The sequence below is a fragment of the Kribbella endophytica genome (assembly GCF_054781295.1).
Window position 1 is genome coordinate 584,078 of sequence record NZ_BAAGUR010000004.1, and the last position, 15,834, is coordinate 599,911.

The window sequence follows — 15,834 nt, forward strand, 5'->3', positions numbered from 1 at the left end:
CAGATCGTAGTACGCCCGGCCCCGGAATTTTCACCGTCGAGAGGAACCTCCATGTCGGCTGACCAACGTCTCAAGGACGCCCTGCGCCTCATCATCGAAGACCGGGACGGCAAGGATCCCGGTCCGGGCAACGAGCGGTGGTTCGGCACCACGGCCGTGCACCCGTACAACTGGGAGACCCTCGGGTACGCCGAGTACTTCTACCGCCGCGACACCCTCCTGGTCCGGACCGAGGACGTGGAACTGGTCCTCGGCGCGCTGCGCGAGGAGCCTGTCGACCGCCAGAAGGAGGACCCGGAGGGACCGATCATCCCCGAGACCGTGGCGATCGACCGGCTGCCGGTCATCGACGGTGTCACCGGTCTGGTCTGGCGCTACGGCCGGAGCAGCCGCTCGGTCCAGGCGGGCAAGGCCGGCGTGTACGGCGGCCGCGAGTTCCCCGGCGAACCGAACGGCCGGTACGACGACGACGATTCCCTGTCGACGCCGAACGTCCTGGCGAGACTCGACCGCTCGATCGGTGAGGGCGTGGCCCGGCCGTGCGCCGCACTCCCCCTGAACGGCAACGGCCATCCCTGCCCGGCGTCGGAACCGGCCGAGGTGCCGTCGAGCTCGGCGGCGACGGTGCCGTCGATCAACAGCGGGATCTGTTGCGGCAAGCACGGATGGGACGGTCGCGGCGTACTGGTCGGAGTCGTCGACGGCGGACTCGTCGAGGCGACGACGCACCAGTGGCCGTGGATGGAAGGCGTGTACGGCGACCCGGACCCGGCCGCGCTGCCCGGCAACCCGATCGGCGCCTACTCCTGCCACGGAACCTTCGTCGCCGGGTGTGTGCGCACCACCGCACCGAAGGCGGAGGTCTGCGTCAAGCGGGCGAAGGAGATCGACTGGCGCCTGTACGGCGGGATGGCGTACGAGTACGAGATCATCCAGCGGATGAGCGACCTGCTCGACCTCGGCGCGGACATCATCGTCTGCGAGTTCGACGGCGCCACCCGGCACCACCTCCCGCTGCACACCTTCGACGCCTTCTACAGAACGCGTTTGCGCCACCTGAACGTCACCGTCCTGGCCCCCGCCGGCAACGACGAGACCCACCTCCCGACGTTCCCCGCGGCGTACACCTGGACGATCGGCGTCGGCGCCCTCTCCGCGGACGGCAACACCCGCGCCCACTTCTCCAACTACGGCCACTGGGTCGACGTCTACGCCCCCGGCGAAGAACTGGTCAACGCGTTCGGCACCGGCAAGTACAAGTGCGAGGAAGAGCCGTACGAGGAGCGCAACTTCGCCGGCCTGGCCAACTGGAGCGGCACGTCCTTCTCCACTCCCCTGGTCGCCGGCATGATCGCCGCCCGCATGTCCGGCACCGGCGAAAACGCCCCCACCGCCGCCGCAGCAGTCCTCGCCTTCGCCGGCACCCAAGCAGCCCCCGGCATCGGCCCGGTCCTCCACCCCCACCAGATCTGCGGGCCGTCCCACAACCCCTGCCAACCAGAACGCAGCTGCTCCTGCGGCTCGTGCTGACCGGTCCGACAGGCCGCGGCGTACACAGCAGTCGGCGAACCCACGACAGGAGCACGCAGCAGGAGTAGGTTACGGACTCGCACGGTCCCCAGGGGGATGAACTGACCGTGGTGTGGGGGGAGAACTGTGAAAGGTCGGCGACGGGAGAATCGGTCGGGGGGCGCGGCGTTCGCGACCGTCGTTGGCATCGGGGTGACCGTTGTCAGCGGGTACCTGATCAACAACCTGGATGAGCTGCCTGGCCGGGAGAACGCACAACTGCTGATCCTGGCCGGGCTGGTCGTCCTGGGAGTGCTGGCGTACGTCAGTCAGCGGGCCTCGGCGAGATCGTCGCCGCAGAACGAGACTGCCGTGGTCGTCGACGATCGGGCCCACCGCGAACGTGTCCTGAAGCGAACGGCCCGGCTGCTGAAGGAGCGGCAGGAGAGCTCGATCGCGCAGCAGGCCGATCTTCGTCTGCGCGGCAACAGCATGATCCCGGTGACCTTCGACGCCGAGCTGGGGCCGGGCGAGAAGGTGCCGATCCTGGACGAACGCCGACTTGGCCGGCTCCTGCTCAACGAGATGGGCGGCCGCAAGGTCCTCGTGCTCGGGGAACCGGGCGCGGGCAAGACCACCCTTATGATGCGCGTGGTGAGCGAGTTGGCCGCCACGATGCTGGACCGGCTGCTGGACAGGAACGCCCAGCACCTGGGGGTCATGATCCCGGTCTGGGTCGACCTGGGGCGCTGGCACCCTGACGCGTCGCTCGAGGAGTTCGTCCAGGACGTGATGGCGGAGGACTTCGGGACGCCCGAGATCGTCTTCAGGCAGTGGTTCGCGAACCGCCAGCTGCTGCTGGTCTTCGACAACCTGGGCTGGCTTCCCAGCCTCGACCGCGCCGCCTCGATCAAGAGCATGAACGCCTTCCTCGAAGCGCACCGGGACCTGGACATCATCGTCTTGGCGCACGAGGAGACAGTGCGTACGGCGAACCAGGACACCGACCTGAAGATCGACGAGGTGCTGCGGATCCGGCCGTTGTCGGACGCGGAGATCGTCGCCTTCCTCGATCAGCTCGGGCCCTCGTTCGTCCAGCTGCGGAAGCTGATCAAGACCAGCCCCGAGCTGCGCGAAGCCATGCGCAGCCGGATGTTCGCCTCGGTGGCTGCTCTGGTCTTCTCCCAACCGGACCAGGCCGGGCTCACCGCCGAACGGTTCGCGCACGAGAACGCTCGTGACGTGCTCATCGACGGCTACCTGGAACTGATGCTCCACCGGCAGGACGTGGACGCGGCCGAGGCGAACGCGTTCGACCTGCGTGAGGAGCCGTCGCGGAAGCTCTTCCTGAAGCACCTGGGGTGGATCGCCTCCAGCCTCGACAAGTGGCAGAAGTACTACTTCTACGACTGGGTCGACGGTTTCTGGTTGCCGGACCGCAGCCCGGCCAAGGTCCGGATCGCGATCGGCCTCGGGGTGGCGGTCGGAGCTGTGACCGGACTGATCCTGGGCTCGGCCGCCGGCATCGCCTACGGCGCCGCCGCCGCGTACATCGTCGGCGCGTTGTCGGCGGTGTTGCTCGCGTCCGCCTACATCTTCGGGTTGCTGGCAGGCGGCGCGGGGATGGACACGCCGGTGCTGAAACCTCGCCTCGTTCGTGGGCGTTTCTCCTTGACGACGTTGAAGGCCGAGATCACGCCGCTGGCCGGCCTCGTCCTCGTGGCCGAGATCGGCTTCCTGAGCTATGTCGCGTACAACTTCGTCCAGCCTGCCTTCGCCGCCTGGAGCATTCTGAGCACTCGGCAGCACACCACGGTCTTTGCCCTCCTGGCATCGTTTCCGCTGCTGATTGCCGTTCAGCTGTGGGTGTTCGGCCACGACACGGCGGTGGTGGAGACCGATCGCTCCTGGGAAGCCCACTCCCCGTCCACGGCAAAGCGCCGGCTGCTCGCGCGTCAACTGCGCCTGTCATTCCTCGTCGTCCTGGCCGCCATCACTCCGGTGCTCATGATCGAAGTGGTCCGCTTCTGGGTCAACTGGTTGCCGACCGGCCAAGCTGGTACGGGCAACCTGCTCGCCGATGCCTTGCAGAACCTAGTGGTGCTGGCGGCCGGCGTTTGGCTGGCCTGGATGCTCGGAACGTTCGGCTACCTGCTGCAGGTACGACTGGCTGTCGCAGCCCTGCGCCGCGGCGGCTACATCCCCGAGAACTTCCCGGGCTTCGTCCATCAAGCGGCTCGCCTGTCTCTGCTGCAGCCGTACGGCGGCAACGAGTTCGCCTTCGCCCACTCGATCGTCCGAGAACGCCTCGCCTCGCTGGCATCCACGCAGCCGCAACCGGTGGAAGCGCCGCCGACGCGGCACCGCAGGGCGACCGTTACTGCACTGCTGACAGTGTTCGCCTTGGCCACAGTGGGCGGTGTGTACGCGTCCGGCGGCGTGCCGTACGGCCTGATGCCGGACGGCCTACGCAACGGCGCGTGGATCGCGAAGAACTGTGACGGTCCGGCGCTGGGCCTGCCCGCGAAATGCCCGGACCCCAGCCGTGGCGTGGTCGAGCCGCAACCGGTCGGCAACGAAGGCACCCTCATCAGCTTCGGGGATTCGTTCTCGGCCGGCGAGGGAGCTCCTCGAACGGGCCAGTACCAGAAGGTGCCGCTCAGCACCTTCGAGCAGCGACTGTCGGACTGTCAGGCGTTCGAACTCTCCTGCGACCGGAGGGACTCGAAGCCCAGAGACCTCGTCTGGGACGGCGACTCGGGCTACTACGCGGGAACCGACGAACCAGAGGGAAATGCTTGCCACCGGTCGCCCGAGTCGTACCCACCCGCGCTGGCCCGGGAGCTGCAGCTGACGTTGGACTTCCGTGCCTGCAGCGGCGCGATGACCGGCGACTACTTGAGCGCTCAAGACGAGTTTCCCTCGGACACCAAGTTGGTCACGGTCGGATTCGGCGGCAGCGACGTTCATCTCGCGCAGGTCGTGAAGCTCTGCGCCGCGACCGGCGGATCGACGCAGCAGCGGCTCCGAGACCTCGAGGCCGACGGCGAGCTGCGGGCCGATCTTCTGGAGCTGAAGGAACTGACCGGCAGCGACTGGGACAGTTGCGCGCCGTACACCCGAAAGCTGATCAAGCTGGCGGCCGGTCAGCTGGGCACTGCACGGGACCGCGGTGGCAAGGCGCGACCCGGAGTCCTCGACGTCCTCCGTGATCTGCGCAGGCGGACTCCGGCGGGTGGGCGCGTGATCCTGACGTCGTATCCGCATCTGTTCCCGGACAACAACGCGCAGGCGTGCGGCGTCGGGTCCGGCGGGGCAAGCCTCGGCCCGACCGAGCAGGCAGCGCTCAACGACCTGGTTGACACGATCAACGAGGTGCTGAGAGTCACGGCCGTGAACGCGGCGGTCGACTTCGTGGACATGACTTACGCGTTCGTCGGCCAGGGTGTGAAGGCGGGCAGCGCGGCGGACCACGGTCTATGCCAGGACCAGGGCCCCGACGACCAGGCCGGCAACGCCGAACGGTGGGTCAACCGGTTTCGGCTCAGGCACGACTGGACCGACGTACAGGCGGCCGAAGGGAGCATGCACCCGAACGTTCCCGGCCAAGCGGCGTACGCCGGAGAGGTCCTGGCTTGCTACCGCGACCGGGCTGCCTGCGACGGACCTCTCGACGCGGGTCGATGGCGTGACCCGGCACTGCTTGCGATCGGCTGCACCCTGCCGCCCGACGAGCCGGACTTCAAGACGAATGTCTGGGACAAGGCGCCGGTGAAACCACGCCGACTCGATGTGACCGGCGATCGTCAGCCCGAGATGGTGGTCGAGGCGCAGTGCCCGTCGACGACCTCGTCCCTGCCGACGCAGTACGCCGTCTTCGACACCTCCGGTACGGCGCCGCGCGTGCTGGGTGTTCTCGGGGAGGCGCACTACTACCGGGAGGCGAAACTGACCGCGACGGGAAAGACTGTCGTGGTCTCGGGAACCAGCGTTGGAGGCAAGGACCCGTCGTGCTGTGCGAACCATGTCGCGCGTGACGTCTACCAATGGGACGGCAGCACGTTCCGCACTCTGACCAGCACTGAAATCGACCCCAGAGAGACACGGGAGAAGGCGCCACCCGGCCCGGTGGTCGACGCAGTGATCACTGCGGTCGACCTGGACCGCCAGTTGGTGACCTACGACGTCGTCCAATGGTTCACCGGCAAGGACGCCGAGAAGGCGTGCGCCGACGACACCGTCTCCAGCGAGACCGAGTGGTGCCACGACTACTACTGGCGCAACGCGAACGGCCTGCTGCGCACCAACTCCCTGCTTCCCACCGCCAAACTGGAGCTGGTCGACGAGACAGGCGCATCAACCTGGCGCACCACAACCGTCCAGGAACTCGCTACCGTCGCACCGGCATCCAAGGCCGTATACACCCTGCGCATCACCAACAACCAGATCACCGCCATCAAACAGCGCTTCACCCCCTGAGCCGTTGTCTCAGTGGTCCGGTCAGCTGCTGGTTTGGGGTTGGGCTGCGGGGAGGTCGACCGTCACGGACGGGCCGCCTTCGGGGCGGGGGGCAGGGTGAGTTTGCCTGTGTGGGCGTGGGTGGTTCACCTGCTGGAGGCGCTCGACGAGGGCCCTCGGTGGGGTCCTAGATCCGGGGCTCCGCGGGCCTGGTGCCGTTGAGGATGGCGAGGAGGCGGACGATCGAGGCGAGTTTGACGGCGGTGATCGAGAGGGCGACCAGGTACGGGAGCCACATGAGGTTCCAGTTGTGGCCGATCACCAGGGAGATCACGACGGCGCCGGTGTTGAGGCCCTTGGCAACTGTCGACCAGTTCCAGCGGTAGATGGGCTGGTCGATGCGGTAGAAGTAGTTGGGGCTGATGCAGTTCGGCCAGAGCAGGAAGGCCAGGGTCAGCATCGTGTCCAGGACGCCGAACTGGAACAGGAAGATCGCGAGCGGCCCGAGGACACCGGGGTACGAGGCCAGGAACGCGCCGGCGAGGAAGAACGCGCAGGCGCGGTCGCAGACGACGTCGAAGACCGCGCCGGTCACCGTCTCCTGGCCGAGATGCCGGGCGACGCCGCCGTCGAGCGAATCGCCCAACCAGTACGTCGCGTAGCCGATCACCAGCCAGATCGGCGTCCCGTAGTGGTATCCCGCCACGGCGACCGCCATCGCGATCGCGGTCCGGACCAGCGTGATCTGGTTGGGCAGGTTGAGCAGTTCGCGGCGGACGCGCACCAACCCGTCATGAGACTCCGTGCTGCTCATCAAGCCCCTTCTCAACCGGTCCGATCCGTTGCGGACCATACCGCAGCCGTCGCGCGGTTCGGTGCAGGCGGCAACAAGATGCCGATCAGCGCAGGTCGAGGCGCATCAAGACCCGGGGGTGGCGGGCCAGGACCGAGTCCGTGTCGGCGGCCTTGGTGAAGCCGGCGCGTTCGAAGTTCTTGCGGAGGCCGGCGTAGGCCATGGTCAGGTCGACCTTCGCGTCGCCGCTGTCGAGCGGGTAGGCCTCGACCATCGGAGCGCCCTGCTCCCGGGCGAAGTCAACGGCGCCGGTGATCAGGCTGTGGGAGATGCCCTGCTTGCGGTGGCCGGGCCTGACGCGGACGCACCACAACGACCAGACCGGCAGGTCGTCGACGTGCGGGATCTTCCGGTTGCGGGCGAACGACGTCTCCGACCGCGGCGCGATCGCCGCCCATCCCACCGGCGTCTCCCCGTCGTACGCCAGTACGCCGGGCGCCAACTCGGCCTTGCACAGCTCGGCGACGTACTCGCCCCGGGCCGTGCCGTGCAGCTCGTTGTTGAGCTTCGACGGGATCCGGTAGCTCAGGCACCAGCACACGTTCGACGTCGGCGACTTCGGCCCGAGCACCGCCCGCACGTCCTCGAACTCCACCGCGGGCCGGATCTCGATCACCATCGGCCCACGATGTCACGAGGGACCGGTCAGCGGCGGGCAGGCTCCTGCCGCAGGTCGCCGATCGCCGTCCCGAGATCGCGTTCGACCCCGTCGGGCTGTTGCAGGCCGCGCCGGAAGAGCTCCTGCGCGAACGGCACGTGTTCCGGCCGCCCCGCCGTGGCGAAGAAGGACGACAGGCCGGGTCCGAACTCCGCGTCGTCCGGCAGCGAGGCGACGTCGACCAGGCGCTTGATCCCACTGACCGCCACCTTGTCGAACGCCGCGATCCGGCGCGCGAGCCGATCGACGAAGCCGTCGAGCTCCGCGTCGGGCAGCACCCTGTTCACGTACCCGTACGCCGCCGCCAGCTCCGCCGGTACGTCGTCCCCGCCGAGCAGGATCTCCAGCGCCCGGCCGCGGCCCACCAGTCGTGTCAGCCGAGCCATCGGTCCGCCGCCGGGAACCGCGCCGAGCCCGACCTCGAACTGCCCGAGCACCGCCCGGTCGGAGGCGAACCGTAGGTCCGTGGCCAGCACGAACTCGCTCCCGGCCCCTCGGGCCCGGCCGCGGATCGCGGGGATGGTCGCAGCCGGCACCTTGCTGAGCCGGATCAGGTTGTCGACGTACGGGTGCAGCCCGGTCGGGCCGGGCTTCATCGCCGCGACCCTGGCCTTGTCGGCCAGCAGGTCCCAGTGCGCCATGAAGTAGTCGGGGTTGTCGCTGCCGAAGACGACCACCGTCAGCGCGGGGTCCGCCTCGATCCGGTCGACCAGCGCGGCCAGCTGGTCGACGGTGTCCGGGTCGATCAGGTTGACCGGCCCGTTGGCGAAGACCACCCGCCAGTACGACGGTGAGATCTCGTCCACCTGGAACTGCTCTGTCATCACGGCTCCTCCGGGGTCCACGTTGCGGCCTTCTCACCATCACGCGGGCCGCTGGGGCCTCGCGCCAGGGAAACTCCCTGGTGCTCCGGCCAGGGAGCGAGTTCTAGCGTTAAAAGTCTCCGTCGTCGACCTGTCAGGCTCTTGACGGCGTACGGCGGGCTCAGTAGCGTGCGCTGGACTTTAACGTTAATACCAATCGTCGGAGGTGCCGATGGAGTCCCAGCACGCCAGCCGGGGGCCCGTGCCGCACGGGCACGTGACGCTCAGCCAGGTCGCGCAGGCGGCCGGCGTCTCGGCGCAGTCGGTGTCCAACGCGCTCAACAACCCCGACCGCCTGGCGCCGGCGACCCTGGAGCGGATCCTCGCGACCGTTGCCGAACTGGGGTACGAGCCGAACCTCTCGGCGCGGGCGCTGCGCAACCGCAGCTCGCACTTGATCGCGTTCAAGGTCCGCCCGTCGCGCCCAGACAAGGCCTCGCTGCTGATGGACGAGTTCCTGTACGCGCTCAACCGCTCGGCGGTCGAGGCCGGCTACCACCTGATCCTGTGCCACGCGGAGGGCGAGGGCTCGACCGAGGAGATCAAGGCGTACCGGGATCTGCTGAAGAAGACTCCCGTCGACGCGTTCGTGCTGGCCGAGACCCATCGCAACGACGACCGGGTCGCCGCGCTGCGGTCGTGGGGCGTGCCCTTCGCGACGTTCGGCCGGTCCTGGGACGGTGACGATTCGCTGGCCTGGGTGGACGTCGACGGCCGCGCGGGCACCCGTGCCGCGACTGAGCACGTCGCGGCGCAGGGCCACCGCCGGATCGGTCACATCGGCTGGCTCGCCGAGTCGGAGATCGGGCAGGAACGGCGTGAGGGCTGGCTCGAGGCGTGCGGTGAGCGCGGACTGGAGACCGATCTGCAGGTGGCGGTCGCCGACACGCTCGAGGACGGCCGCCAGGCCGCGCACCGGATGCTCGACGCACCACAGCCGGCGACCGCGCTGGTCTGCGCCTCCGACACCCTCGCACTCGGTGTACTGCGGGCCTTGCACGAGCGAGGTCTGCGCCCAGGCGTCGAGGTCGCCGTCACCGGCTTCGACGACTCCCCCACCGCCGCCCTGGTCAGCCCCGGGCTGACCACCTTGCGCCAGCCGATCGATGCGGTCGGCCGGCAGTTGATCCAGGCCGTCGAGAACCTGATCGCGGGTGACCCCCGCGAACCGCAGCACGTCCTCCTGCAGCCGGACCTGATCGTCCGGGGTTCCAGCCTGCCCGGTCCCCGAACGCCCGGCGCTTAACACCCCGTACGACGCCCGTCCGTGCCCGGCGCCAGCACCACGCCCCGCCCGTAGTACCCCGGCCGAGCCCGGCCGGTCGACCCGCCTGTCCACCCTGAAGGGACACAAGATGAGGCCCCGACCCAGGCTGTTCGCAGCCGTCGTCGCGGGAGCGCTGTTGCTGCCCGCAATCACTTCTGTGCCGGCGGCACCGGCCGCTCCCCCGCCCGCCGACCCGTTCGTCGTCACCACCGAGAACCTCTCCAGCGGTACGGCGTCCGCCGGCGTGATGGACCTGACCGCGTACGGCGTGCAGGACTGGGTCCACGTGACCGGCGACGGCATCGAGCGCAAAGCCGCCGTCACGCCCGCGATCACCGTGGACGATCTCAACCCCGCTGCCGGCAGGACCACGCTCGGCGACAGCCCGCTGTCGTTCCGCTGGTCCGACGGGACCACCACCGCCTCGACCTCCGGCGTCACCACCGGCGGCGTCTTCCACTACGACGAGACGACCACCGGCCCGACGACCGGGCACGACGCCGGGTACCGGATCACCGTCCCGGCCGCGGACTCGGCCCGCCGGCTCGTGGTCGTCGGCGGCATCTGGCAAGCCCGCGGCACGGTCACCGTCGCCGCGGCCGACGGAGACGGTACGCCGTACACGACCTCGATCGGCGCGAGCGACAACGCCGCCGCCAAGCGCTACACGGTGACGATCCGCCCTGGTGAAGGCGTCGTCATCACCACGAAGTTCACCGAGAAGCTCACGGCGAACGGGAACCTCTCGCTGTCCGCCGCTGCGCTCTCATCCGACCAGGCCTTCACGTCGACCGCGGCTCCGGCCGCCCTCGACCTGACCGCCGACGGGCCCGACGACTGGGCGCATCTGAGCGGGTCGACGATCAACCGCAAGGCCGACGGACCAGCGAGCCTGACGATTGCGAACCGCCAGCAGGGCGCCGAGATCGGGACGCAGACCGACAACCCGGTCAGCTACTCGTGGACCAACGGGACGCCGACCACGACCCAGCCGGCCACCCGCAACGGCGGCATCTTCTTTGCCAACGGCACCGATCCGAACCAGGACCTCACCGACCCCTACGGCTACGACCTCACCGTTCCGTCGGCCGCGAACCCGCGAACGATCCGGTTCGTCTCGGGCACCTGGCGGGCGTCGGCGACGGTCTCGGTATCGATCAACGGCTCTCCGGCGTACCTCAGCTCGGACCTGGTCAGCAACGGCCCGTCAGTGACCCGCCTGTTCGAGCTCAGCCTCGGCGCCGGTGAATCGGCCAAGATCAGCGCGCAGCTGAACCGGAAGACCGATGCCTCCGGCAACGTGACGCTGGCGGGCGTGACGCTCGCCGACGCCTCCGCCGCCGGGTTCCGCAAACTGACGACGTCCCTGCTCGACCGCATCGCGGCCGCTGACCTCTACAACGCGAGCGATTCCGCGCAGCAGCAGCTCACCGACGAGGTCGCCGCCGCGAAGGCGACACTGGCCGACAGCGCAGCTCAGCAGGACCAACTCCGCCTGGCCTACCGCCTCCTCCGCGCCGCGTACGACGACGCCGTCGCCTCCGCGGCCGGCGCCGAGTACACCAGCGTGACGAACCCCGGCCTCACCTCGTCGTTCGGCTGGGAGGGCGACCTCAACGCGCCGATCGCGTTCATCGACGGCAGCTACCGGCTGCGCAGCCGCGGCGACGCGATGATCACCTTCGGCGTCGCGAACGTCCCGGGCAAGATCAAGTGGACCAACGCCGAGGGCTACCTGCCGGCGTTCGTCAGCGAGTACGCCAAGGACGGCCTGAAGGTGAAGGTGGAGAACTTCGCCGACCTGGTCGTTGTCGGCGGCAACCGATTCGAGGTCGCCTACTCGCGGATGACCGTCACCAACACGACCGCGACGACGACCCGCCTTCCTCGGGTGTCCAGCCTGCTGACGCCTCTGAACGCCGCGGCCGAGCCGGCCGTGACGACCATCGGTGCGCGCAAGACCGTCGTACGGGACTATGCCGTCGCCGCTGACCGGTTCGGTGCGACGTACGAGTGGCCGACCGCACCGCAGCTGCGCAAGCTCGGTGGGTTCAACCAGCACTACGCCCACATGCGCGGCTACTGGAACTCGCGGCTGTCGGCGATCGCGAACATCACCGACCTGCCGGACCAGCGGCTGATCAACGCGTACAAGGCCGGGTACATCTACACGCTGATCATCCGTGACGACATCGCCGGGAAGAAGGAGCTGCACGTCGGCGAGAACGGCTACGACGAGATGTTCGACCACGACACGATCGGCATCGTCGCCACGTTGCTGACGATCGGCGACTTCACCTACGCGCGGGACTATCTCGCGACACTGCCGGCGCAACTCCAGTACGACGACGCCAAGTGGAAGTACAGCTGGCCGTACGCGCTCTACCTGCAGCGCACCGGCGACAAGAGCTTCGTCCGTCAGCAGTTCGAGACGATCAAGAAGAACACCCACACGGTCGAGACCGACCGGATCGACGGCGGCACCGGGATCATCAAGCAGACCGTCGCGATCGACTCGCTCGGCTACTGGACGATCGACAACTGGTCCGCGCTGGCCGGCCTCACGACGTACCGGTATCTCGCGAACGCACTCGGCGAGACGCAGGAGGCGGCGTGGGCGAAGGCCGAGTACGACGACCTGCTGAAGGTCGCGACGGCGCGGATCGAGCAGACGATGCAGCAGTTCGACCTCGACTACCTGCCGATCTCGATGGTGGAACCCAACGAGACCGGGCCGCGCAAGGATCCCCGGGACGCGAACTGGGCCTCGATGTTCCTGTTCGGCCGGTGGGCGTGGGACGGGTACCTGTTCGGCGCGCAGCAGACCGGGACGATGTTCGACAAGATCGACGACACGTACACGCACGGTTTCGAGCGGCGCCAGGACGTCTCGGAGTCGATCTACAACTTCGGCGGGTACCCGCACGGGTACTACTCCAGCGCCTACAACGCCGGGTACGGGAGCGCGGCTCTGCGGGGTGAGCAGTACCGGGATCTCGGCATCAAGGCGTACCAGTACATGATCGACAAGACGATGAGTGGGCCGTTCGGCTGGTGGGAAGGCGTCGACTATCCGAGCGCGACCTCGCCGTGGGACATCGACCACGCGCGCGGCGGTGGTGGCTCGAACCAGCACATGTGGGGGCAGTCGACCGCGACGAAGGTGCTGTTCGACTCGCTGATCGCGGAGAAGGCCGACGGGACCGTGATCCTCGGGCGTGGGGTGCCGAACGAGTGGATCCGGAGCGGGCAGAAGATCGGGTTGGATCGGTATCCGGTCGCCGACGGCGGCCGGGTCGGGTATCGGTTGACGACGTCCGGGACTCGCGTGACGATCCAGCTGAGTGGGGATGTTCGCGATGTTTCGGCGTACAGCGTTGAGCTGCCGGCGTTGAAGAACAACGTCGCGCAGGTGTCGGTCAAGGGCGCGAGCGTTGACCAGGCGACTGGCAAGGTGCGGCTGCCGTCGGGCACCCGGCACGTGACGATCACCTTGCGGCACACGCTGTAGGAGGCGGCGGGGCGCTCGGACTCCGGGCGCCCCGCTTCAGTTCAACGCTCGGGCGCCCCCGCTTCAGCTCGGTGGGGTAAATGCCGCGAGCACAGTCGCCGTGATGTGACCGGCGGCCTCGTCGGAGGTCAGGCGGCCGGCGTTGATCTCGTCGGCCGCGCCGTGCATGACGCTGTGCAGGACCGCGATCAGCCAAGCGGTGGACAGGTCGGTGCGGAACACACCTTCGTCCCGACCGCGCTCGACCAGGCGCTCCATCCGCTCGGCCGGACCCGCGTGCAGCTCGCGAATCTTCCGCGGCGGCAGGACCTCCTGCGCAGCGATCAGCAGCGACCGGGACTGGTTCACCAGCTGCCAGCTGGAGTCGATCAGCCGGGCGAGCGCGTCGCGCGGATCGCCGGACAGGTCCACCGCCTCCAGACCGGCGTGGCCGTCCGCGATGGCCCGCACCATCGCCGCCTCGATCAGGTCGGCGCGGTTCGGGAAATGCCCGTAGACGGTGACCCTCCCGACCCCGGCAGCCTTGGCGATCTCACTGACGCTGGCCTCCGGGTTGCGGCTCAGCGAACGGATCGCGGCCTCGAGGATCGCCTCGATGCTGCGCTGCGCGTCGGCGCGTTTCGTCGGAGTCGCGGTCACACCATCTCCTCTTGTCGAACACCGGTGTACGAGTTACTGTAGCGCAAATAACTCGTACACCCCTGTTCGAATTGGAGAATCCCGTGTCGGAGCAGACCGCTGATCCCCGCCGCTGGCGCCTGCTGGCCTTGCTGGGCGTCGCCCAGTTCATGCTGATCCTGGACGTGACCGTGGTCGCGATCGCGCTGCCGCACATCGGCACCGATCTCGGGCTGGCGCGCGACACGCTGACCTGGGTCGTCAGCGCGTACACGTTGATGTTCGGCGGGCTGATGCTGCTCGGCGGCCGGGCCGCGGACCTGTTCGGCGCTCGCCGGGTCGTGCTGACCGGGCTGCTTGTCTTCACCGCGGCCTCGCTGGTCACGGGCCTGGCCGAGAACGCCACGACGGTGATCGCCGGCCGTGTTGCCCAAGGCATCGGTGCGGCGATGTTGTCGCCGGCCGCGCTGTCGGTGGTGACCAAGACGTTCCAGGGCGAGGAACGCAACAAGGCGCTCGGGATCTGGTCCGCTCTGGGTGGCGGCGGTTCGGCGATCGGCGTACTGCTTGGTGGGCTGCTGACCGCCGGGCCGGGCTGGCAGTGGGTGTTCTACATCAACGTGCCGATCGGCATCGCGGTGTTCGTCGTACTGGGCCGGACGCTGCCCAGCGACCTGCCGACCGGGCCGCGCGCTCGGCTCGACGTACCGGGCGCGCTTCTGGTGACCGCAGGGACCGGTACGGCGATCTACGCGCTGATCAACGCGGGCGACCGCGGCTGGCTCAGCGGTCGGACGCTCGGGACGCTCGCCGGAGCAGTCGTTCTGTACGCCGTGTTCGCGCTCGTGCAGCGGGCCACGAAGTCGCCGCTCATGGATCTCCGGATCCTGACCCGCCGCCCGGTGGCGACCGGAACGCTCCTGATCCTGGTCGCGACCGCGTTGATGATCGCGGTCTTCTTCCTCGGCTCGTTCTACCTCCAGCACCACCAGGGCTACGGCGCACTGCGGACCGGCCTGCTGTTCCTCCCGGTGGCCGTGGCAACGATCCTCGGCGCCCAACTGGCCGGCCGCGCCATCGGTGGCGCGGGCGTCCGCAAGGTCGCGGTCACGAGCCTGCTGATCGCCGCCGCCGGTACGGCGATCGCCGCGATCTGGGACAGCCCGGTCGCCGTCGTCGCCGGCATCAGCATCGGCGCCGCCGGCATCGGAGCCGCCTTCGTCGCCTCATCGGTGACCACCCTCTCCCAGGTAGGCCACCACGAAGCCGGCACCGCCTCCGGCCTCCTCAGCACCTTCCACGAGTTCGGCGCCGCCCTCGGCGTAGCCATCGTCTCCAGCCTCGCCGCCGCCAGCCTCGCGGGAACCACCACCACAGGCTTCACCCACGCCTTCACCTTCGCCGCCACCACCGCCGCGGCCGCCGCCGTACTCGCGCTGCTGCTGGTCCCCTCACCCAAGCCGACCGCCGACACCACCCCGCACGCCCACTGAACACCTGCAAGGATTCCGTCCATGAGCAGCGTCGAAGGACCGGAGTGTCTGCTGGTGACCGGCATGCCTGGCGCCGGCAAGTCGACCGTCACCAAGCTGGTCGCCCAGCGGCTGGAGCGGTCGGCCCGGCTCGACGGCGACGACCTGAACGCGATGATCGTCAACGGTTTCGTGTGGGCACTTGGCGAGCCCGCCGACGAGGCCGCGCGCCAGGTGCAACTCCTGCACCGCAACCTGTGCGCGCTGGCGAACAACTTCGCCGACGCCGGGTTCACTCCCCTGATCGACGCGATGATCCCATCCCGCGCGACCCTGGACTTCTTCGTCGAACGCCTCACACCCCGGGTGCGGTTGGTGATCCTTGCCCCCGGCATCGACGTCTGCCGGCACCGCAACACGATCAGGGACCCCGCGGACCGGTTCGACTTCGACGGCTACGAAGCCCTCGAGGCCACCATGCAACGCGAGCTGGGCGACGCCGGCTGGTGGCTGGACACCGCACCCCTCACCCCCGACCAAACCGCCGACCTGATCGTCCACGAAGCAAACCGCGGTTCCGTCAGCTAGCCCTGGTCGCCGCGCTGTCCTCGGCCGGCGGTGTTCG

Annotated in this window: 10 protein-coding genes; 6 read left to right on the forward strand and 4 right to left on the reverse strand. The window is 68.8% G+C overall.

Annotated elements, in window-relative coordinates; translation table 11 throughout:
* The first annotated feature begins 51 nt into the window (after window positions 1-51).
* Both ACYVIO_RS34485 and ACYVIO_RS34490 read left to right on the forward strand, forming a co-directional pair.
* Window positions 52-1,530 (forward strand): S8/S53 family peptidase, encoded by a 1,479-nt coding sequence (locus ACYVIO_RS34485; protein ID WP_460655147.1) that lies wholly within the window; start codon window positions 52-54, stop codon window positions 1,528-1,530.
* A gap of 192 nt (window positions 1,531-1,722) precedes the next feature.
* The gene (locus ACYVIO_RS34490) at window positions 1,723-5,988 is read left to right on the forward strand and encodes a hypothetical protein (RefSeq protein WP_460655148.1); all 4,266 of its coding nucleotides are present in this window, start codon (window positions 1,723-1,725) and stop codon (window positions 5,986-5,988) included.
* A 166-nt stretch (window positions 5,989-6,154) separates the two neighbouring features.
* Here ACYVIO_RS34490 and ACYVIO_RS34495 read toward each other — a convergent pair whose 3' ends face one another.
* From ACYVIO_RS34495 to ACYVIO_RS34505, 3 genes are all read right to left on the reverse strand, one after another.
* Window positions 6,155-6,781: a CDP-alcohol phosphatidyltransferase family protein gene (locus ACYVIO_RS34495; RefSeq protein ID WP_460655149.1), complete on the reverse strand. Its 627-nt coding sequence runs from the start codon at window positions 6,779-6,781 to the stop codon at window positions 6,155-6,157.
* 85 nt (window positions 6,782-6,866) lie between these two features.
* The gene (locus tag ACYVIO_RS34500; RefSeq protein ID WP_460655150.1) at window positions 6,867-7,439 is read right to left on the reverse strand and encodes a GNAT family N-acetyltransferase; all 573 of its coding nucleotides are present in this window, start codon (window positions 7,437-7,439) and stop codon (window positions 6,867-6,869) included.
* 26 nt (window positions 7,440-7,465) lie between these two features.
* Window positions 7,466-8,302 (reverse strand): enoyl-CoA hydratase/isomerase family protein, encoded by an 837-nt coding sequence (locus ACYVIO_RS34505; RefSeq protein ID WP_460655151.1) that lies wholly within the window; start codon window positions 8,300-8,302, stop codon window positions 7,466-7,468.
* 211 nt (window positions 8,303-8,513) lie between these two features.
* Between ACYVIO_RS34505 and ACYVIO_RS34510 the strand changes: the two genes are divergently transcribed.
* Complete coding sequence (locus ACYVIO_RS34510; protein ID WP_460655152.1) at window positions 8,514-9,587, forward strand: LacI family DNA-binding transcriptional regulator; 1,074 nt, start codon at window positions 8,514-8,516, stop codon at window positions 9,585-9,587.
* A gap of 109 nt (window positions 9,588-9,696) precedes the next feature.
* Window positions 9,697-13,119, forward strand: a complete 3,423-nt coding sequence (locus tag ACYVIO_RS34515) for a sugar-binding protein (protein ID WP_460655153.1) — start codon at window positions 9,697-9,699, stop codon at window positions 13,117-13,119.
* A 63-nt stretch (window positions 13,120-13,182) separates the two neighbouring features.
* Here ACYVIO_RS34515 and ACYVIO_RS34520 read toward each other — a convergent pair whose 3' ends face one another.
* Window positions 13,183-13,758: a TetR/AcrR family transcriptional regulator gene (locus ACYVIO_RS34520; RefSeq protein WP_460655154.1), complete on the reverse strand. Its 576-nt coding sequence runs from the start codon at window positions 13,756-13,758 to the stop codon at window positions 13,183-13,185.
* An 83-nt stretch (window positions 13,759-13,841) separates the two neighbouring features.
* Between ACYVIO_RS34520 and ACYVIO_RS34525 the strand changes: the two genes are divergently transcribed.
* Both ACYVIO_RS34525 and ACYVIO_RS34530 read left to right on the forward strand, forming a co-directional pair.
* Entirely contained in the window at window positions 13,842-15,230 is a 1,389-nt protein-coding gene (locus ACYVIO_RS34525; protein WP_460655155.1) for an MFS transporter, read from the forward strand.
* A 21-nt stretch (window positions 15,231-15,251) separates the two neighbouring features.
* Window positions 15,252-15,797: an AAA family ATPase gene (locus ACYVIO_RS34530; RefSeq protein ID WP_460655156.1), complete on the forward strand. Its 546-nt coding sequence runs from the start codon at window positions 15,252-15,254 to the stop codon at window positions 15,795-15,797.
* Window positions 15,798-15,834: the final 37 nt, after the last annotated feature.

Bases quoted from the DNA above. Each gene is read 5' to 3' on its own strand.
- ACYVIO_RS34505 (WP_460655151.1), bottom strand. From the start codon at position 8,302: ATGACAGAGCAGTTCCAGGTGGACGAGATCTCACCGTCGTACTGGCGG.
- ACYVIO_RS34515 (WP_460655153.1), top strand. From the start codon at position 9,697: ATGAGGCCCCGACCCAGGCTGTTCGCAGCCGTCGTCGCGGGAGCGCTG.
- ACYVIO_RS34500 (WP_460655150.1), bottom strand. From the start codon at position 7,439: ATGGTGATCGAGATCCGGCCCGCGGTGGAGTTCGAGGACGTGCGGGCG.
- ACYVIO_RS34510 (WP_460655152.1), top strand. From the start codon at position 8,514: ATGGAGTCCCAGCACGCCAGCCGGGGGCCCGTGCCGCACGGGCACGTG.
- ACYVIO_RS34485 (WP_460655147.1), top strand. From the start codon at position 52: ATGTCGGCTGACCAACGTCTCAAGGACGCCCTGCGCCTCATCATCGAA.
- ACYVIO_RS34495 (WP_460655149.1), bottom strand. From the start codon at position 6,781: ATGAGCAGCACGGAGTCTCATGACGGGTTGGTGCGCGTCCGCCGCGAA.
- ACYVIO_RS34530 (WP_460655156.1), top strand. From the start codon at position 15,252: ATGAGCAGCGTCGAAGGACCGGAGTGTCTGCTGGTGACCGGCATGCCT.